The 15314-nt window shown below is 67.4% G+C and carries 14 protein-coding genes; 4 read left to right on the forward strand and 10 right to left on the reverse strand.

Translation table 11 applies throughout. The features are described 5' to 3' along the window. Positions 1-3: 3 nt before the first annotated feature. From ASF87_RS02855 to ASF87_RS02880, 6 genes are all read right to left on the reverse strand, one after another. Positions 4-1092: an alcohol dehydrogenase catalytic domain-containing protein gene (locus ASF87_RS02855; protein WP_056373997.1), complete on the reverse strand. Its 1089-nt coding sequence runs from the start codon at positions 1090-1092 to the stop codon at positions 4-6. A gap of 9 nt (positions 1093-1101) precedes the next feature. Continuing rightward, positions 1102-1827, reverse strand: a complete 726-nt coding sequence (locus ASF87_RS02860; protein WP_056373999.1) for an HAD family hydrolase — start codon at positions 1825-1827, stop codon at positions 1102-1104. Continuing rightward, on the reverse strand, positions 1824-2978 hold the full coding sequence (locus ASF87_RS02865; protein WP_056374001.1) for a TIGR03364 family FAD-dependent oxidoreductase: 1155 nt from the start codon (positions 2976-2978) through the stop codon (positions 1824-1826). Before ASF87_RS02865 ends, ASF87_RS02860 begins: the two co-directional genes overlap by 4 nt. After that, positions 2975-4711 carry a phosphonate ABC transporter, permease protein PhnE gene (gene phnE, locus ASF87_RS02870; protein ID WP_056374003.1) on the reverse strand — a complete coding sequence of 579 codons (1737 nt, stop codon included), beginning with the start codon at positions 4709-4711 and terminating at the stop codon, positions 2975-2977. The genes ASF87_RS02865 and phnE overlap by 4 nt, the downstream gene beginning before the upstream one ends. Beyond that, positions 4708-5553 (reverse strand): phosphonate ABC transporter ATP-binding protein, encoded by an 846-nt coding sequence (gene phnC / locus ASF87_RS02875; RefSeq protein WP_056374005.1) that lies wholly within the window; start codon positions 5551-5553, stop codon positions 4708-4710. The genes phnE and phnC overlap by 4 nt, the downstream gene beginning before the upstream one ends. A gap of 206 nt (positions 5554-5759) precedes the next feature. Next, positions 5760-6689: a phosphate/phosphite/phosphonate ABC transporter substrate-binding protein gene (locus ASF87_RS02880; RefSeq protein ID WP_056374007.1), complete on the reverse strand. Its 930-nt coding sequence runs from the start codon at positions 6687-6689 to the stop codon at positions 5760-5762. Between the two features lie 170 nt (positions 6690-6859). On the opposite strand from ASF87_RS02880, the gene ASF87_RS02885 reads away from it, so the two are divergent. Then, on the forward strand, positions 6860-7603 hold the full coding sequence (locus ASF87_RS02885) for a GntR family transcriptional regulator (protein WP_056374008.1): 744 nt from the start codon (positions 6860-6862) through the stop codon (positions 7601-7603). A 302-nt stretch (positions 7604-7905) separates the two neighbouring features. On the opposite strand, the gene ASF87_RS02890 is transcribed toward ASF87_RS02885, so the two are convergent. Beyond that, complete coding sequence (locus tag ASF87_RS02890) at positions 7906-9012, reverse strand: sensor histidine kinase (protein WP_235558851.1); 1107 nt, start codon at positions 9010-9012, stop codon at positions 7906-7908. A gap of 262 nt (positions 9013-9274) precedes the next feature. Between ASF87_RS02890 and ASF87_RS02895 the strand changes: the two genes are divergently transcribed. After that, positions 9275-9928: a response regulator gene (locus ASF87_RS02895; protein ID WP_235558852.1), complete on the forward strand. Its 654-nt coding sequence runs from the start codon at positions 9275-9277 to the stop codon at positions 9926-9928. Positions 9929-10049: 121 nt separating this feature from the next. Here the strand turns inward: ASF87_RS02895 and ASF87_RS17630 are convergent, their stop codons facing one another. After that, on the reverse strand, positions 10050-11672 hold the full coding sequence (locus tag ASF87_RS17630) for an HNH endonuclease signature motif containing protein (protein ID WP_056374012.1): 1623 nt from the start codon (positions 11670-11672) through the stop codon (positions 10050-10052). Between ASF87_RS17630 and ASF87_RS17635 the strand changes: the two genes are divergently transcribed. Further along, a complete protein-coding gene (locus ASF87_RS17635) occupies positions 11662-12360 on the forward strand; it encodes a hypothetical protein (RefSeq protein WP_157549985.1) in 699 nt (232 codons plus the stop codon). The two genes, ASF87_RS17630 and ASF87_RS17635, sit on opposite strands and share 11 nt — an antisense overlap. On the opposite strand, the gene ASF87_RS02905 is transcribed toward ASF87_RS17635, so the two are convergent. Beyond that, the gene (locus ASF87_RS02905) at positions 12332-12727 is read right to left on the reverse strand and encodes a GNAT family N-acetyltransferase (RefSeq protein ID WP_235558853.1); all 396 of its coding nucleotides are present in this window, start codon (positions 12725-12727) and stop codon (positions 12332-12334) included. The two genes, ASF87_RS17635 and ASF87_RS02905, sit on opposite strands and share 29 nt — an antisense overlap. Positions 12728-12878: 151 nt before the next feature. Further along, on the reverse strand, positions 12879-13745 hold the full coding sequence (locus ASF87_RS02910; RefSeq protein WP_056374014.1) for an EamA family transporter: 867 nt from the start codon (positions 13743-13745) through the stop codon (positions 12879-12881). Positions 13746-14008: 263 nt separating this feature from the next. Here ASF87_RS02910 and ASF87_RS02915 point away from each other — a divergent pair, with 263 nt between their 5' ends. Further along, positions 14009-15292 (forward strand): M18 family aminopeptidase, encoded by a 1284-nt coding sequence (locus tag ASF87_RS02915; protein WP_056374016.1) that lies wholly within the window; start codon positions 14009-14011, stop codon positions 15290-15292. Positions 15293-15314 lie beyond the last annotated feature (22 nt).

Genomic DNA, 15314 nt, shown 5'->3' on the forward strand with positions numbered 1-15314 from the left:
GGGTCACCGCCCAGGCACGAGTCCGATGCGCAGCGGCGCACCGGGAGCGGATGCCGCGGCTATCGCCTCGTCGATAGCGGCGAGCTGCCGCACCTCGCCGACCGCATCCGCGAAAGGGTAGGCGCGTCCTCGTCCAGCGAGGAATCCGACGGCCTCGGCCAGCTCGGCTCCGGTGTAGTTGTGCACTCCGGTGACGGTCACCAGTCGACGCACGATGCTCTCGGCGTCGAGCGGCACGGGCTCGGCAGGGAAGACGCTTCCGACGAGCACGACCGTGCCCCCGGTGCCCACGCCGGCGACCGCGTCTGACACCGCATGCCCCGAGGCCTCGATCACGATGTCCGGGTCACGATCGATCCGGCTGGCACCGAACCCTGCGGCGAGCGCGATCCGTGCGGGTGCGGGGTCGAGCACCTCGACCGTCGCGCCGTGCTCCACGGCGATCGCGGCAGCCGAGAGCCCGACGAGTCCGGCTCCGTGGATGCGCACGGCCGCGCCCTCGAGGTCATGGTCGCGCGCTGCCCTGGCCACGGCGGCCCAGGCAGTCGCGGTCGCGCACGATGCCGGCGCGAGCACCGAGGCCGGCAGCGACTCGGGCACCCGCACGATCGCGGTGCCCGCTCGCACCTGGACGTGCGTGCCGAAGGCTCCGCTGAGATCGCCGTGCACGCCGATGCGATCATGGCCGTATTTGCCCAGCGTGCGGCACTTCTGCGGCAGGCCCCGCGTGCACCGGTCGCAGGTGCCGCACGAGATCGTGACCGACCAGACCACCCGATCGCCGATGCGCACCGGGGTGCCGTCGACCGCGACAGCCCCGGCATCGCCCATGGCGATCACGCGTCCGACGCTCTCATGGCCGAGCACCAGGGGCACCGGAGCCGATCGCCGCCCCTGCACGGTGTGCACGTCGGACCCGCAGATGGTCGACATCTCGACCGCGACCAGCACGTCGTTCTCGCCGAGAGCGACACCGGGCACCGCGATGGTCTCGTGCGGGTGGCCTTCGCCGATCCACACCATCGCTGTGGCAGCGGGGCGCAGAGCGACGTCGCGGCGATGGCCGGGGGGTCGGACCAGCAGAGTTCCCATGAGGGCCACTCAGGCGGTGGGCACGAGCGGAAGCAGCCCGCGCTCGGCCAGCGCGCTGTGAAGATGCGTGACATCTGCGAGCACGGCGTCGGCACCGGCGAGTTCGAGGGCAGTCGAGTCGTGGGCGCCCGTGAGCACCCCGGCCACGAAGCCGGCACCGGCGCGGCGTCCTGATTCCACATCGCTGACGGTGTCTCCCGCGACCGCGACCGACGCGACCGACGAGGACTGGGTGCGGATCAGCGCCGTCAGCACGAGGTCGGGCGCAGGGCGGCCCCGTCCGGCATCGACAGGCGAGAGCGCCAGGTCGACGAGGCCGTTCCATCCGAGACCGTCGATCAGCGCGTCGCGGGTCACCGGCGCGAACCCGGTCGTGAGCACGACGGTCAGACCCGCATCCTTCAGGCTCTGGATCGCATCCGCCGCCCCGGGGATCTCGGCGACCCCCTGCTCGGCCACGATCTCGGCATAGGCACCCTCGAACGCCGCCGTCGCCCGTTCGGCTGCCGCCCGGTCGCCACCCGCGAGATGCGTGAAGACGTCGATCTTGGACTGGCCCATGGTCGCGCGCACATGGGCCAGGGCATCGTCCCACGGCATCCGATCTGCGACTCCGGTGCGCTCGGCGGCGCGCTGGAACGCGGTCTCGACGACGCCGTCGTCGAGCACGGTCGTGCCTGCCATGTCGAGCACGACGAGTTCGAGTGCCGGAGACGCGGAGAGCTGAGTGATCATGAGGTTCCTTCCATTGCGGGTGCCCACCCGAAGGCGGCGGTGAGATTCTCTTCGGCGAGCCCCAGACCCGTGGTCATTCCGATGCCGGTGGTCGCGGCGAGCACCAGCACCCCCTCTTCGACCCTGTCGACGAGGAATTCGTGCTGCGCCTTGGCATAGACTCCCTGCCAGCGCTCGAGCACCCGAGGTGTCGGCATGTCGAACAGTGCCTCGGCCTCGGCGAGGAACGCGGCGAACGCCGCCTCCGGCTGGAACGGCTCGGGTGCGCTCGACGTGACGTGCGAGTCGCCGATGATGAGCGTGCCGTCCGGCAGCTGCGTGTACATCTGGTTGAGGTCGAGGGCCGCGAGGTCGGGGCGCTCGGCGTGCAGGCGCTCACGGAGCGCACCGGCTGCCGCCCCCTCGGCGAAGCGTCCGTACCGCACGAGCGACCATCCGGTCAGCAGCGGGGCGGCGAGCGGATGCCGCAGAGTCACCGCCGCTCGCATCATGTCGAGCACGCACCGCTCGACGCCGGCGCGCTCGGCCACCTCGGGCAGCAGCTGGTCGACGTCGTGATTGACCGCGACGACCACCGCGCCGGCCCTGATGCCGCCTCTCGTCGTCTCGACGCGTCGCCCGGCGACCGAGGTCACCGCTGTGCGGAAGCGGAAGTCGACTCCCTGCACGGCGAGGTGTCGCACGATCGCGGCCGCCGCGGTGCGCGGGTCGGTCTGCAGGTCGGTCTCGATGTGCGCGCCGCCGACGAGAGCTTCCGCACGGAGCGGGGCAAGACGCAGCAGCTCGTCTGTCTCCAGCATCCGGATGCCGCCGTCGGCCGCCGCCTGCTCGAGCACCGCGATCTCGTCTGCGTGACGGGCGGCGACCAGCGTGCCGGATTCGCGCAGCCAGAAGTCCGCGTCGTGGGCGAGGCGCAGCCACAGGTCGCGAGAGAGGTCAGCATAGCGGCGAGCCTCGCCGGTCTGCGCGCCGATGCAGAGATGGCCGAAGTTGCGGATCGTCGCCCCGACGGGGGCATCCGCCCTGTCGATGACGATCACCGTGAGGCCCCGCCGAACAGCGGCGTAGGCCGCGCCGAGGCCGATGATCCCCGAACCCACGACGACCAGATCCGCGCTGTGCTGCGAGCCGCTGTGCTGCGTGCCGTTCATCGGAACACCTTCCGCATCCACATCGCGAGTCCTTCGACGACGAGCACGGTGACGAGGATCATCAGCACGATCGCGGTGACCGTCTCGTAGCGCGAGCCCTGGCTGGCGTTGAGCAGGTAGTAGCCGACTCCGCCGCCGCCGACGATGCCGAGGATCGTCGCCGCGCGGATGTTCGTGTCGAGCATGTAGAAGCTGTGCCCGATGAGCGCCTGCATCCCCTGCGGCACTGTCGCCGAGGTGTAGGTCTGCAGACGAGTGGCGCCGACCGCGCGAAGCGCACGCTCGGGGCCTCGGTCGACCTCCTCGAGAGAGTCGGCGATCAGTTTGCCGAGCAGTCCGATGCCGCCGATGGCGAGCGCGATGACTCCCGCCTGCGCACCGAGCCCGGTGATCACGACGAGCACGATCGCGAGGATCAGCTCGGGGATGCCGCGGATGCCGACGAGCAGGAATCGTGCGACGCCGCGCGCGCCAGGGCCGGGTGCGACGTTGCCGGCCGCGAGCGAGCCGAGGATCAGAGAAGGCAGCAGGGTGAGTACGGTCGCTGCGAGTGCGATCGCGATCGTGTCCCGCATGGCGGCGATCATCGCCGACGCCTCGTAGCTGCCGAAGGACGGCGGCCAGAACTTCGCCGCGACTTCGGGGAGCTTGGCCCAGAAGGTGAAGAAGTCGAGCCAGTTGATCTGGCTGACGACGACGCTGCCGATCACGACGAGCACGGCGACGATGATGCCGCTCGTGTTGCGCACGCGCTCTGCCGTCCACGGTCGCCGCACCGCGGTCTGAGGGCTTGCGGCCCATGCAGGGCGTGCGCTCGTGCTTCCGCTCGAGGAGCCGCGTAGTCGAGGGTGGATGATGCGGTCGATCCACGACCGGGTCTGCCTCTGGTGACCGAGCATCGCCCCGCGCACGAGGCTCGACACGATCTCCATCGCGACGCACAGGATGAAGATGACCAGCGCGATGCCCAGGCCTTTGCCGTAGTTCAGCGACTTGAACGCATACGACATCTCGAGCCCGAGCCCCGCCACACCCACGTAGCCGAGCACGACGCTGCCGCGCAGGTTGATGTCGTTGCGGTGCAGCACCGTCGCGACCCAGCTCGGCAACACCTGGGGAACGATCCCCGAGGCGAACTCCTGCATCTTCGATCCGCCGGCGGCGCGGATCGCGAGCCGGGGCCCCTCGTCGATCTGCTCGATCGCGTCGGCGAACATCTTCGAGATCATGCCGATCGAGTGGATGCCGATGGCGAGGATGCCCGGGAGGGTGCCGAGCGAGAACATGAGCACGAACGCCATGGCGAGCACGACGTCCGGCAGCGCGCGGGTGAGCACTCCCAGGAATCGGGCCGCGGCCCGCCATCCGTTGCCCGGGGTCGTGTTCGAGGCTGCGAGGTAGGCGATCGGCACCGAGAGCACGGCGGCGAGCAGCGTGCCGACGAGCACGAGCCCCACGGTGAGGGCGATCAACCACGCGAGGTCGGCGGGCTCGGGGAACGAGAGTCCGCCGACGCGGGCCATGAAGTTCTCGGCGTTGCCCCAGCTCTGCACCATCGCAGGGATCGAGATGCCGACCTCGTTCACCGCAAGGATGCCGATCATCAGAAGCGCCACCAGGGTGAGCCCGGCGGCGATGCGCTCGGCCGAGATCGGGCGCCGGGGCGCACGGTGGGAGACGGTGGCGCGTCCTGGGGCCGCGGGCGCCGAAGGCGCGTCCGAGAGCACGGTCATGAGACTCGGGCCGTGTCGATGTCAGCGATGTCGACCGTGATCTCGGTGAGCTCGTTCTGGACGGCGCGGATCTCAGCCGTGGTCGTGGCGACGCGCCCGTAGATCTCCATGACCTCGGCCTTGGTGAGGTCGCCGGTCGGTGTGTCGAGCACGATCTCTCCGTGGCGGAGACCCACGATGCGGTCGGCCCACGAGATCGCGAGGTCGACCTGATGCAGGCTGCAGACGACGGTGAGGCCCTCATCGGCGGCGATCTCGCGGATCAGCGCCATCACCTGGTCGCTCGACTCGGGGTCGAGCGAGGCGACAGGCTCGTCGGCGAGCAGGATGTCGGGTTTCTGCATCAGGGCGCGGGCGATGGCGACGCGCTGCTGCTGGCCGCCCGACAGGGTGTCGCTGCGCTGGTAGGCACGGTCGAGGAGTCCGACGCGGTCGAGGTGCTCGAGGGCACGCAGCTTTGCCGCCTTCGAATAGCCCCAGAGCCCGAGTCGCGGTCCGCGGACCTCCGACAGCGATCCGGTCAGCACGTTCTCGAGCACGGTGAGCGAGGGCACGAGCTCGAACTGCTGGAAGATGAACCCCACCCGACTGCGGAGGCGGCGGAGCGCCTTGCCCTTCAGCGTCGGCACCGGGGATCCGAGCACCTCGATGTCGCCCGAGGTCGGGACCTCGAGCCCGTCGAGGTGACGGAGCAGCGTCGACTTGCCCGAGCCGGAAAGGCCGAGCAGCACGACGATCTCGCCGCGGGAGACCCGCAGCGACACATCCTTCAGCGCCGTCGTCGAGCCGAAGGTCTTCGTCACGCCGTCCAGGCGGATCAGGGCATCGGATGCCGAGTTCATGTCAGTTCTCCTCGTGATTCTCGGAAGCTCAGTGGTCGATCGGGCGAAGCGAGATGCCTCGTTCGTGAGGGTTCTCGTCGTCCTTCTCGACGCTCGTTCGTCGAACGAGCGAAGCGAGGCGACACGCGGTGAATTCAACCGTCAGCGTCCCGCCTCGCCTGCTTCGCTCCCGTGCTCGACGCACGGGAGCGAAGCGGGGTGGGACGTCAGCCCTGGCACTGCTCCGCTTCGGTCTCCTTGCAGATGTCGCGGATGAGGTCGTAGTAGGCATCATCGACCGGCTTCGTGGCGAAGAAGACGCTGCGGAAGGAGTCGCTGTCGGCGCTGTCGATGCCGGCGGCGATGATGTCGTCGATCGTGATCTCGGAGAGACCGTCGACGAGTTCCTTGACGACGTCGTCAGGAAGAGTCGACGAGTAGACGAGCGGAGCGCCCGGCACCATGGTCTCGTCGACGACCTTCACGGCATCCGACTTCTCGACCTCGGAGTCCTCGGCGAAGCCGACCTCACACTCGACGCCCTCGCCGACCTTCTGCACGCTCACGTCGTGCTTGCCCGCGAAGACCGGGGTGATGTCGGTCTTCGGGTCGATGCCCGCCTCGATCAGGTTGTACGAGGGGAACAGGTATCCGGACGTCGAAGACGGATCGACGAAGCAGACCTTCTTGCCCGCGAAGTCCTCGATGCTCGAGATGTCGCTGTCAGCGGGCACGATCGCCTGCGAGAAGTACCCGGGCTCCTGGCCCTCCGCCGTGACGATCGACGAGATCGGGGTGAGCTTCGCGCCGTTGTTGGTGGCGGTGACGTAGGTGAATCCCGAGAACGAGGCGACGTCGACCTTGCCCGCGACAGCGGCCTCGATGAGCGCGGCGTAGTCGGTGGACTCGTGATACTCGACCGACTTGCCGGTGATCTCTGCGATGTAGTCCATCAGCGGCTGGTAGTTCGTCTCGGTGTCGACCGAGTCGGGCACGACGCCGAAGACGAGCGTGTTCTCGTCGACCGCGAAGCCGCTCGCGGTCGACGATGCGTCGGCACCGGACGCGCCGGTGGCCTCGGCGGTGCCGGAACAGGCGGCGAGGCCGAGCGCGAGGATCGCGGCACCGGCGAGTACGGGGAGAGCGCGGAGCTTCATGAGGACCTTTCGGAGTGGGAGGGGGTGATCCACGAGCAACTCTGACAGGGCCAGGGTCGAGATATATACCTAACTCGCAAGAGTTCCCACTCCGTTCACCCAGGATTTCCTCGAATGAACGTCGAAGGAATGCTGAACCCCTCCTTTGCACCGCCAAGTAGTATGCCTATGTGGCCGAAGCTGTATACACCCAGATCGCAGACGACCTGCGCGAGCAGATCGCGGCGGGCTCTCTGCGCCCCGGCGACGACGTGCCCACCGAGTCGGAACTCGCCGAACGCTGGCACACGTCTCGTGGTCCCATCCGGAACGCCCTGGCTGTACTGCGCAGCGAGGGCCTGATCGAGACCGGAAGAGGCCGCCCCGCACGGGTCGTCTCCCGCAAGGCGAGCCAGGCCGTCGACGTGTCGGTGCCGTTCACCCGCTGGGCTCGCGATCTCGGCGTGACCCCCGGTGCCCAGACGCAGGAGCTGAGTCTTCGCCGGGCAGGCGACCGGGCTGAGCTTCTCGGGGTCTCGCCCGATGACACGATCGTCGGCGTCGTGCGACTCCGACTGCTCGACGGTCGGCCGACGATGCTCGAGCGCCTCTTCTACACCGAGGCCGTCGGGCGCCGGCTGCTCGACGTCGACACCGACGAGATCTCGATCACCGAATACCTGGGGTCAGTCGGACACCCGATCGTCGGTCTCGAGCACCAGATCGACGCGGTGGCGGCCGACGACCAGGATGCCGCGCTGCTGCGGGTGCCGCAGGGAACGCCGATCCTTCGGCTCAGCCGCATCTCCCGCGATGCGAGTGGGCGCATCTTCGAGGCATCCGAGGATCGCTACCTCAGCGAGGTGGTGCGATTCACCGTCGCGGCGTCCGGGATCTCGACGGACGGGCACTACATGCGTGCAGTGGGCGGCTAGGGGCCAGCAGGTCGGTTTCGATTCCTCGAAGGAAGAAGCCGATCGCGAGCGCGCTGGGGATCAGATTCCAGAGATCGCGCTCGCGATCACAGCGCTGGGGATGCGCTATTTCTGGGGTATGCCCAATGTATGCTCTCGGCTACACCATGGAACACGGTCTATAGTCGAGATCTACCCTGGACTTTCGTCTACTCCTTGAGCCCACATCCGCGGATTTCCGCGGATCTGCCCCCAGAGTATCGGAATGCCGGTTGACGATTCGGGCCCTGTTTCGTCGCCGAGATGCCGGAATACCGGTTCGGTCAGACGATCGGCAGCAGTGCTGAGACGACCCAGCGTCCGTCCGCTTCTCCGGCGCTGAACTCACCACTGGCGCCGAGGACGCGTTCGGCCATACGCCCGACGCCCGTGCGGCTCGACGAGAGCTCGCGACGCGGCGTCGCCGAGAGGGGGCTGCTCACCGTCAGCTTCGCTGCGTCGTCGTCGATGTCGAATCGGATGGCGACTTCGCCCTCGCCTGCATATTTGAGGACGTTGGTGGCGGACTCTCGCAGGATGCGCGCGAGGATGATCTCGGCCGCGCGGGGGATGCGCTCGTCCGAGGGGTCACCGTCGACGATCACGGAGTGGCCCGCGGATTCGAATTCCTGCTGGGCTTCGTCGACGGAGGCTGCCAGATCGCCCGAGGGCATGCCCTCGGATCTGGGCCCGTCGTCGGCGAGGTCGATCACGAAGCGGAGATCTGTCATCGCCTTGCGCGCGGCGATGCGGATCGCCTCCTGCGATTCACTGCTGGTGCGGTCGTCGTCGAGCATCTGCACGTGCAGCGCCACCACGGTGAGGTGGTGCGCGATGCTGTCGTGCAACTCGCCGGCGATCCAACGTCGCTCAGCGAGTACGGCCTGTCGTTCCTGCTCTGCCTTCTCGGCCAGCTGCTTCTCGAGCCTGCTTCCTCGGGCGAAGGCCAAGCGCAGTGCGAAACCGACCGCCCCGGAGACCGCGGCGGTGACGAGATAGATGGCGATGTTGATCGGGGCCTGCGTGTCCAGCCAGGCGACGAGAGCAGTCGCAAGGAGGAACAGACCGGCATACGAGAGGATCAGGGCATTCCACCCCAACCGCACGATCAGACCGGCCGCAAAAGCGGCGGCCGTCAAGACGTAAGCCTCGGTACCTGCGAGGAATGACAGTGCGAACACGAGCGCGAGGGCGCATGTCGCGTAGAGCGGCGACCAGAGATAGAGGGCGATCACGGCCGTGGATGCGATACCGATCACGGCGGCGAACGGACTCACGTCCGAAGGGAAGAAGAGACCGATGAGGTCGACCACCAGGATCGTTCCGATGATCACGAGAACGAAGATTCGCTCGATCGCGACCAGTCGTTCACCTTTGCCGAGACGCGTCACGTGGGATTCGAGATCGCTTCTCAGACCTAAAGCCATGCTTCAGTATCTCCTATTTGCCAGGTAGATTAGCGAGTAAAGCCAAAGAACTTGCTGACACCCTGCCAAAAAGTCATATCAATTCACCTCCTGAGTTGGTCTTTTGTTTAGTGATAACTACATCTTCTCGGTGATCTGCAACTCGCACATCTGTCTCAGGGCTAGACCTGACTAGCCAAAGGTCTAGGCCCGCACACCGTACAACCACCCCCGTTAGGCTTCCCACATGCCGGAAATCCGCGTTCTGATCGTCGATGACGACCCACTGGTGCGTTCAGCACTCTCGCACTTCGTTTCACGAGACCCCGAGATCAACGTCGTCGCCGAGGCAGAGACGGGGTTGGAGGGCATCGAAGCGGTCGAGCGCGAGCACCCTGATGTCGTGATGATGGACGTGCAGATGCCGGAGATGAACGGCATCGAGGCGACCGCCGTCATCAGCGAGCGTTGGCCCGAGGTCAAGATCCTTGCGGTGACGACGCTCGACGGCAGCGACACCGTGCTTCCGATGCTCAGTGCCGGTGCGTCGGGGTATCTGCTCAAGGACTCCAGCGCGGCGAGCATTCTCGAGGGCGTGCGTGAGGTGTACAGCGGGGCGAGCTCTCTGTCACCGCGCATCGCCTCTCTGCTGATCAAACACGTGCGCGATACGGAGCCGGTGGGCGGCGATGACTCGCTCGAGGCGCTCACTGATCGTGAGCAAGAAGTGCTGCAGCGTCTCGCTCAGGGAATGTCGAACGCTGAGATCGCGCGCACGCTGATCGTGTCGGAGGGAACTGTGAAAGCGCACCTCGGCCGCATCATGTCGAAGTGGCACGTTCGCGACCGTGTGCAGATCCTGGTCACGGCGGCGCACGCCGGCCTGGTCGACTTCCGCTGACGCGGGGCCTGCTGAGGCCGGCGTCTGCTCACGCGGGGCTGGCGAGGCCGGGATTCGGCCGGATCGCGCTGAGTGATCGGGATCCCAGGGCGCGCGAGGCGACCGGCGACCAAGTCGCGGGTCAACCCGTTCGGGCGAGGTGCTTCCAGGGCAGGTCGGCGGGGAGGCTGAGTCGTGGGGTGCGCCATCGCTGTGCGGGATCCCACCATGCCGGTCCCCGCACCTGTGGGAGGCCGTGGTTCATGCGGATCTCCCACCCCGAGGTGCCGAGGGAGCGGTGGTGCCACCAGCACAACGGCACACCGTTATCGGTATGCGTCGGCCCGCCCCTGGCATGCTCGGTGACATGGTGGATCTCACACCATGAGGCGGGCACATGGCATCCGGGGATCAGGCACTCCTTGTCGCGGGCGATGATCGCCCGACGTTGATGCACAGTGAACACCCGATCCGTCGTCGCGATCCCGATGATCCGACCCTCATCCATGAGCACGCGCTGGATCGCCCCGCTGCAGGCGACCTGCGCCGCGACGGAGACGGGGACGTGCGCACCGGACCCGGGGATCGTCGCCCACCCACCATTGCCGCCCGCTCCAGACCCAGCGCCTCCGAACGCAGCATCGGTGGCACGCGTGGCGTGGTGGGCGAGGTCTGTCGCGTCGACGGTCACGACGAGGACCGGCGATGCGCCGCCGAGGGTGGGCATGTCCTTGTGCCGGGCAGCGATCCCGAGCGCTGCGGCGAGAGCATCGTGACGTTTCTGCGCCGCGGTGCGGTCATCGAGCACACACCGCGGATCGGAGTTGAACGGATCAGCGTCCTCCGGATCGGCCTCCACGTCAGCATCAGCACCGGCATCAGCATCAGCATCAGCATCAGCATCAGCATCCGAGTCCGTACCTGCACCCGCACCCGCACCCGCATCCGCATCCGCATCCGCATCCGAGTCCGTACTGCTACTGGGGCTGAAGAACACCCCGGGCTGGGGCGGGCCGTCGCCTTTGGGGTTGAGAACCGCGTCCATGATGAGTTGGAACTGGGCCGCGACCTCCGGGGTCAGATACCCGCGGATCGCATGCACACCATCCTTCAACCGGCCGACCGTGACGCCCCGGCGCCGCCGAGCGTCCTCGTCTTTGGGTTCTTCCCCGTCAGGGTCGAACATCGATGCGAGATCCTCGGCGAGGGCTTTCAGATCCTCCGTCGTCGGCGACGGACCAGGCTCGTACGGGTCGATATCCGGGTCGACCTTCAGGCCGTGCCCACGCGCGCAGCCCGCCAGCGCCACATCCGCCGCCAACCGCTGGTCGACGCTGAGCCGGTCCCAGACCTTCTCGATCGGGCCCGTCGCGGCGAGGAACCCGTCCACCCCGATCACCCCATCCAGCAGCGCCGTCCGCAGCTCCGGCCACCGGGCGGGAAGCCGCTCCCCCGACACGAGACTCACATCCCGCCGGACCCGATCGATGACCTTCCCCACACGAGTCGCACCTCGCGCATCGACCAGTACCGTCCGCTGCAACAACTCGTTCTCACCCCGACAGCCCGCGGCATGCGGGAACCCACCCATCTCGCCCGTCGCGACGGTCTCGACGATAACCGCCTCCACCCTCCTAAACGCCGCCCCCGCCGCCACCAGAACGCCCACCCGCTCCGCATCCGACAACCCCGCCAACGCATCATCGGACAGCACCGAATCGAGGTCGGCGATGACCCGATCCAGAAGCTCCGCGGTGCTGTTCATACTCCCCAGTCAACCCGCGACCACCGACATCCAGCACCCCGAATCGTCTGTATTTACCCCAGTTCAAAGCCATATTCCGATCTCCCGGTACAGCACACGAGAATTGCGCCCTGGGGCGGGCAGCCGCGGGAGGGCGAAGGACGGAGAGGGAGAACGACGGAGAGGGAGAACGACGAGAAGAGCGAAGAGAGAGGAGAGAGAGGAGAGAGGAGAGAGGAGAGAGGAGAGAAGAGAAGAGAAGAGAAGAGAGGAGAGGAGAACAGGAGAACAGGAGAACAGGAGAACAGGAGAGAAGAGAAGAGAAGAGAAGAGAAGAGAAGAGAAGAGAGGAGAGGAGAGGAGAAGAGAAGAGAGGAGAGGAGAAGAGAAGAGAGGAGAACAGGAGAACAGGAGAACAGGAGAACAGGAGAACAGGAGAACAGGAGAACAGGAGAACAGGAGAACAGGAGAACAGGGAACGACGAAACGACGAAACGACGAAACGACGAAACGACGAAACGACGAAACGACGAACCGACGAACCGAGGAACCGAGGGAACGGGGCACCACCGAGAACGAAGGGGCAGGTGAAGGTGAAGGTGAAGGTGAAGTGGGCGAAGAAGAGGGCGAAGAAGAGGAGGAACGCGGAGACGCGGGTGAAAGAGGAGACTCTGACGCCGTCACGCGCGGGAGGGATCCGCTTTCATGAAGACGTCGACAGCGTCCTCGCTCTCCAGAACGAAGCCGTGGCGCTCATACAGCCGACGTGCTGCGCTGGCCTGCAGCACGTTGAGCCGGAAAGGCCGCGTCCCGTCGGTGTCCGCGAGAAGGTGGGCGAGCACGGCTGCCCCGATCCCGCGGCCCTGCGATTCCGGCGCGAGATAGAAGTGCTCGATCCAGAGCGCGTCCGGTTCGTGCCTGACCGCGACCAGACCGACGTCATCGCCGTCGACGACGATCAGGCGGGTGTTCTCGGGAACGAACGCGTCGAGGAAGCGCTGCCGCACGCGCACGGGGTCATATCGACCGAGACGCTCGAGGTCCGGTCTCATCACGACGGCCCTGAGCTCGGCCATCCAGGAGGCATCCGAAAGGCCGCTCGCTCGAAGACTCCATCCCACTGACACAGCATCCATACAACCATCAGCAGCAGCACGCCCAGCCGCACAACAGCTGCAACCACAACCACACCCACAGCCACAGCCACAGCCACAGCCACAGCCACGGCTACAGGGCGAGCAGCACGATCCCGCCGGCGACGACCGCGGACGCAGCCAGACGCCACCCCGGCCTGCTCTCCTTGAGCGCGAACACCCCGAAGAGGCTGACGAGCACGACACTGACCTCGCGCAGCGGAGCGACGAGGGCAACGGGAGCGATCTGGATGGCGGTGAGCACAAGGATGTACGACAGCGGCGACAGGATGCTGAATGCCGCGATGCGTCGCCACTGCGTGCGTCCGAGGGTGCGGACGGCCGCCCATCGGCCGCGAACGCCGAAGGAGTAGAACGGGATCTCGAGCAGCATCGTCCCGACCATGAACGCGACGGGCGACAGGTTCCAGGTGCGCACGGCATGCGCGTCCCAGATCGTGTAGATCGCGATCGCGACGCCGGTGAGGAGCCCGAACACGAGCCCGAGATCGAGCGAGCGGCCCCGACGTTCGGCGCGCCCCCGATCGACAAGACCGATCGCGACGACACCGACGATGATCGCCGCGACGCCGACGAGAGCGATGACGGACGGCCGCTCACCGAACAGCAGAATGGCGACGATCACCGAAAGGAACGGCCCGGTGCCCCGTGCCGTCGCGTAGACGGTGGAGAGATTGCCCTCGCGGTATCCGCGCTGCAGCACCGCCATGTAGGCGACGTGGAGCACACCGGACACGCCGACACCCAGCAGAAAGGCCAGCAGGTCGTCGGTGCCGAGCCCGCCGGTGAACGGGATGACGCCGATCCACACGGCCGTTCCACCGACGGCTCCCCACCACAGGAACGGCATCCCTGCCCGGCTCACACCATGGGCGACGATGTTCCACGCGGCGTGGGTGATCGCTGCGGCGATGACGAGAGCGAAAGCGAGTGCGGACACGAGAGACCCTTCCGTCCACCGCGGGCGCGACGAACAGGGTCCTCCGGGCTTTTGTCCTGTCAGATGACGGCACCCCTGCGGAGGAGCACCGTGGCGCCGCTCGGACCAGACGGGACGAACCCCGGAACCCTAGGCGCTATCGAGAGCGACAGTAACCGCCGCGGGTGACCGGGAGGTGAACGGCACGCCCTTCCACCCGACCGGATGGCCGTCGTCCATACGGCGATTACGATCGAAGGACCGCCCCTGCAGGAAGGTCCCCCATGCCCGTCACCCCGGACGCTCTCGCCCACGCCGAGGATCTCGCCGACTTCGTCGCCGCCTCGCCCTCGAGCTATCACGCCGCCGCCGAGGTGGCCAGGCGACTCGAGGATGCCGGGTTCGTGCGCCTCGACGAGGAACAGGCGTGGGAGGTGGCCCCCGGCGGGCGCTTCGTCGTCGTGAGGGACGGCGCGGCGATCGCGTGGACGGTGCCGACGGATGCCACCGCCACCACGCCCGCACACATCCTCGGCGCTCACACCGACTCCCCCGGGTTCAAGCTCAAGCCGCAGCCGACCACCGGATCGAAGGGGTGGCTGCAGGCAGCCGTGGAGGTCTACGGAGGCCCGCTGCTGACCTCCTGGCTCGACCGCGAGCTGAGCCTCGCCGGCCGACTCGCACTCGCCGACGGACGCGTGGTGCTCGCCGACACGGGAGCGCTGCTGCGCCTCCCCCAGCTCGCGATCCACCTCGACCGCGACGCGAACACGAGCCTCGCACTCGACAAGCAGTTCCAGACGCAGCCCGTGTGGGGTCTCGGAGACCCGACGCAGGAGGACATCCTCGCCGAGCTGGCCGAGACGGCCGGAGTCCCGGCATCCGACATCCGCGGCTATGACGTCGTGATCGCCGACACGGCACGCGGAGCGGTGTTCGGCAAGGACCGCGCGTTCTTCGCCTCAGGTCGTCTCGACGACCTCGCCTCTGTGCACGCCGGCGTGGTCGCCCTCGAGACGATCGACACTGCGGCATCCGGACCGATCGCGATCCTGGCAGCCTTCGACCACGAGGAGCTCGGCTCCAACTCCCGCTCCGGCGCGGCCGGCCCGTTCCTCGAAGACATCCTCGGACGCGTGTACGACGCCCTCGGCGCCGACGCCTCCGAGCGCCGCCGCGCCCTCTCGGCGTCGTGGTGCCTGTCGAGTGACGTGGGCCACTCGGTGCACCCCAACTACGTGCACAAGCACGACCCCGTGGTGCAGCCGGTGCTCGGCTCCGGTCCGATCCTCAAGATCAACGCGAACCAGCGGTACGCGACGGATGCCATCGGCTCGGCCGCCTGGCGCGACTGGTGCGACAGCGCCGACGTGGTCACGCAGGAGTTCGTGTCGAACAACAACGTGCGCTGCGGATCGACCATCGGCCCGATCACCGCGACGCGTCTCGGCATCCGGACCGTCGACGTCGGCATCCCGATCCTGTCGATGCACTCGGCTCGTGAGCTCGCCGGCGTCTCGGATCTGCACGACCTCACCCGCGTCGCGGGGGCTTTCTTCGCCGGCTGATCGCCGCCGGCGCCCCCGCGGG

The organism is Microbacterium sp. Leaf161, assembly GCF_001423645.1.
GTDB lineage: Bacteria > Actinomycetota > Actinomycetes > Actinomycetales > Microbacteriaceae > Microbacterium > Microbacterium forte.

What these genes read in the sequence shown, in the direction of transcription:
- ASF87_RS02855 (WP_056373997.1), bottom strand. Translation starts at nt 1,092, where the DNA reads ATGGGAACTCTGCTGGTCCGACCCCCCGGCCATCGCCGCGACGTCGCT.
- ASF87_RS02860 (WP_056373999.1), bottom strand. Translation starts at nt 1,827, where the DNA reads ATGATCACTCAGCTCTCCGCGTCTCCGGCACTCGAACTCGTCGTGCTC.
- ASF87_RS02865 (WP_056374001.1), bottom strand. Translation starts at nt 2,978, where the DNA reads ATGAACGGCACGCAGCACAGCGGCTCGCAGCACAGCGCGGATCTGGTC.
- phnE (WP_056374003.1), bottom strand. Translation starts at nt 4,711, where the DNA reads ATGACCGTGCTCTCGGACGCGCCTTCGGCGCCCGCGGCCCCAGGACGC.
- phnC (WP_056374005.1), bottom strand. Translation starts at nt 5,553, where the DNA reads ATGAACTCGGCATCCGATGCCCTGATCCGCCTGGACGGCGTGACGAAG.
- ASF87_RS02880 (WP_056374007.1), bottom strand. Translation starts at nt 6,689, where the DNA reads ATGAAGCTCCGCGCTCTCCCCGTACTCGCCGGTGCCGCGATCCTCGCG.
- ASF87_RS02895 (WP_235558852.1), top strand. Translation starts at nt 9,275, where the DNA reads ATGCCGGAAATCCGCGTTCTGATCGTCGATGACGACCCACTGGTGCGT.
- ASF87_RS17630 (WP_056374012.1), bottom strand. Translation starts at nt 11,672, where the DNA reads ATGAACAGCACCGCGGAGCTTCTGGATCGGGTCATCGCCGACCTCGAT.
- ASF87_RS02905 (WP_235558853.1), bottom strand. Translation starts at nt 12,727, where the DNA reads ATGGCCGAGCTCAGGGCCGTCGTGATGAGACCGGACCTCGAGCGTCTC.
- ASF87_RS02915 (WP_056374016.1), top strand. Translation starts at nt 14,009, where the DNA reads ATGCCCGTCACCCCGGACGCTCTCGCCCACGCCGAGGATCTCGCCGAC.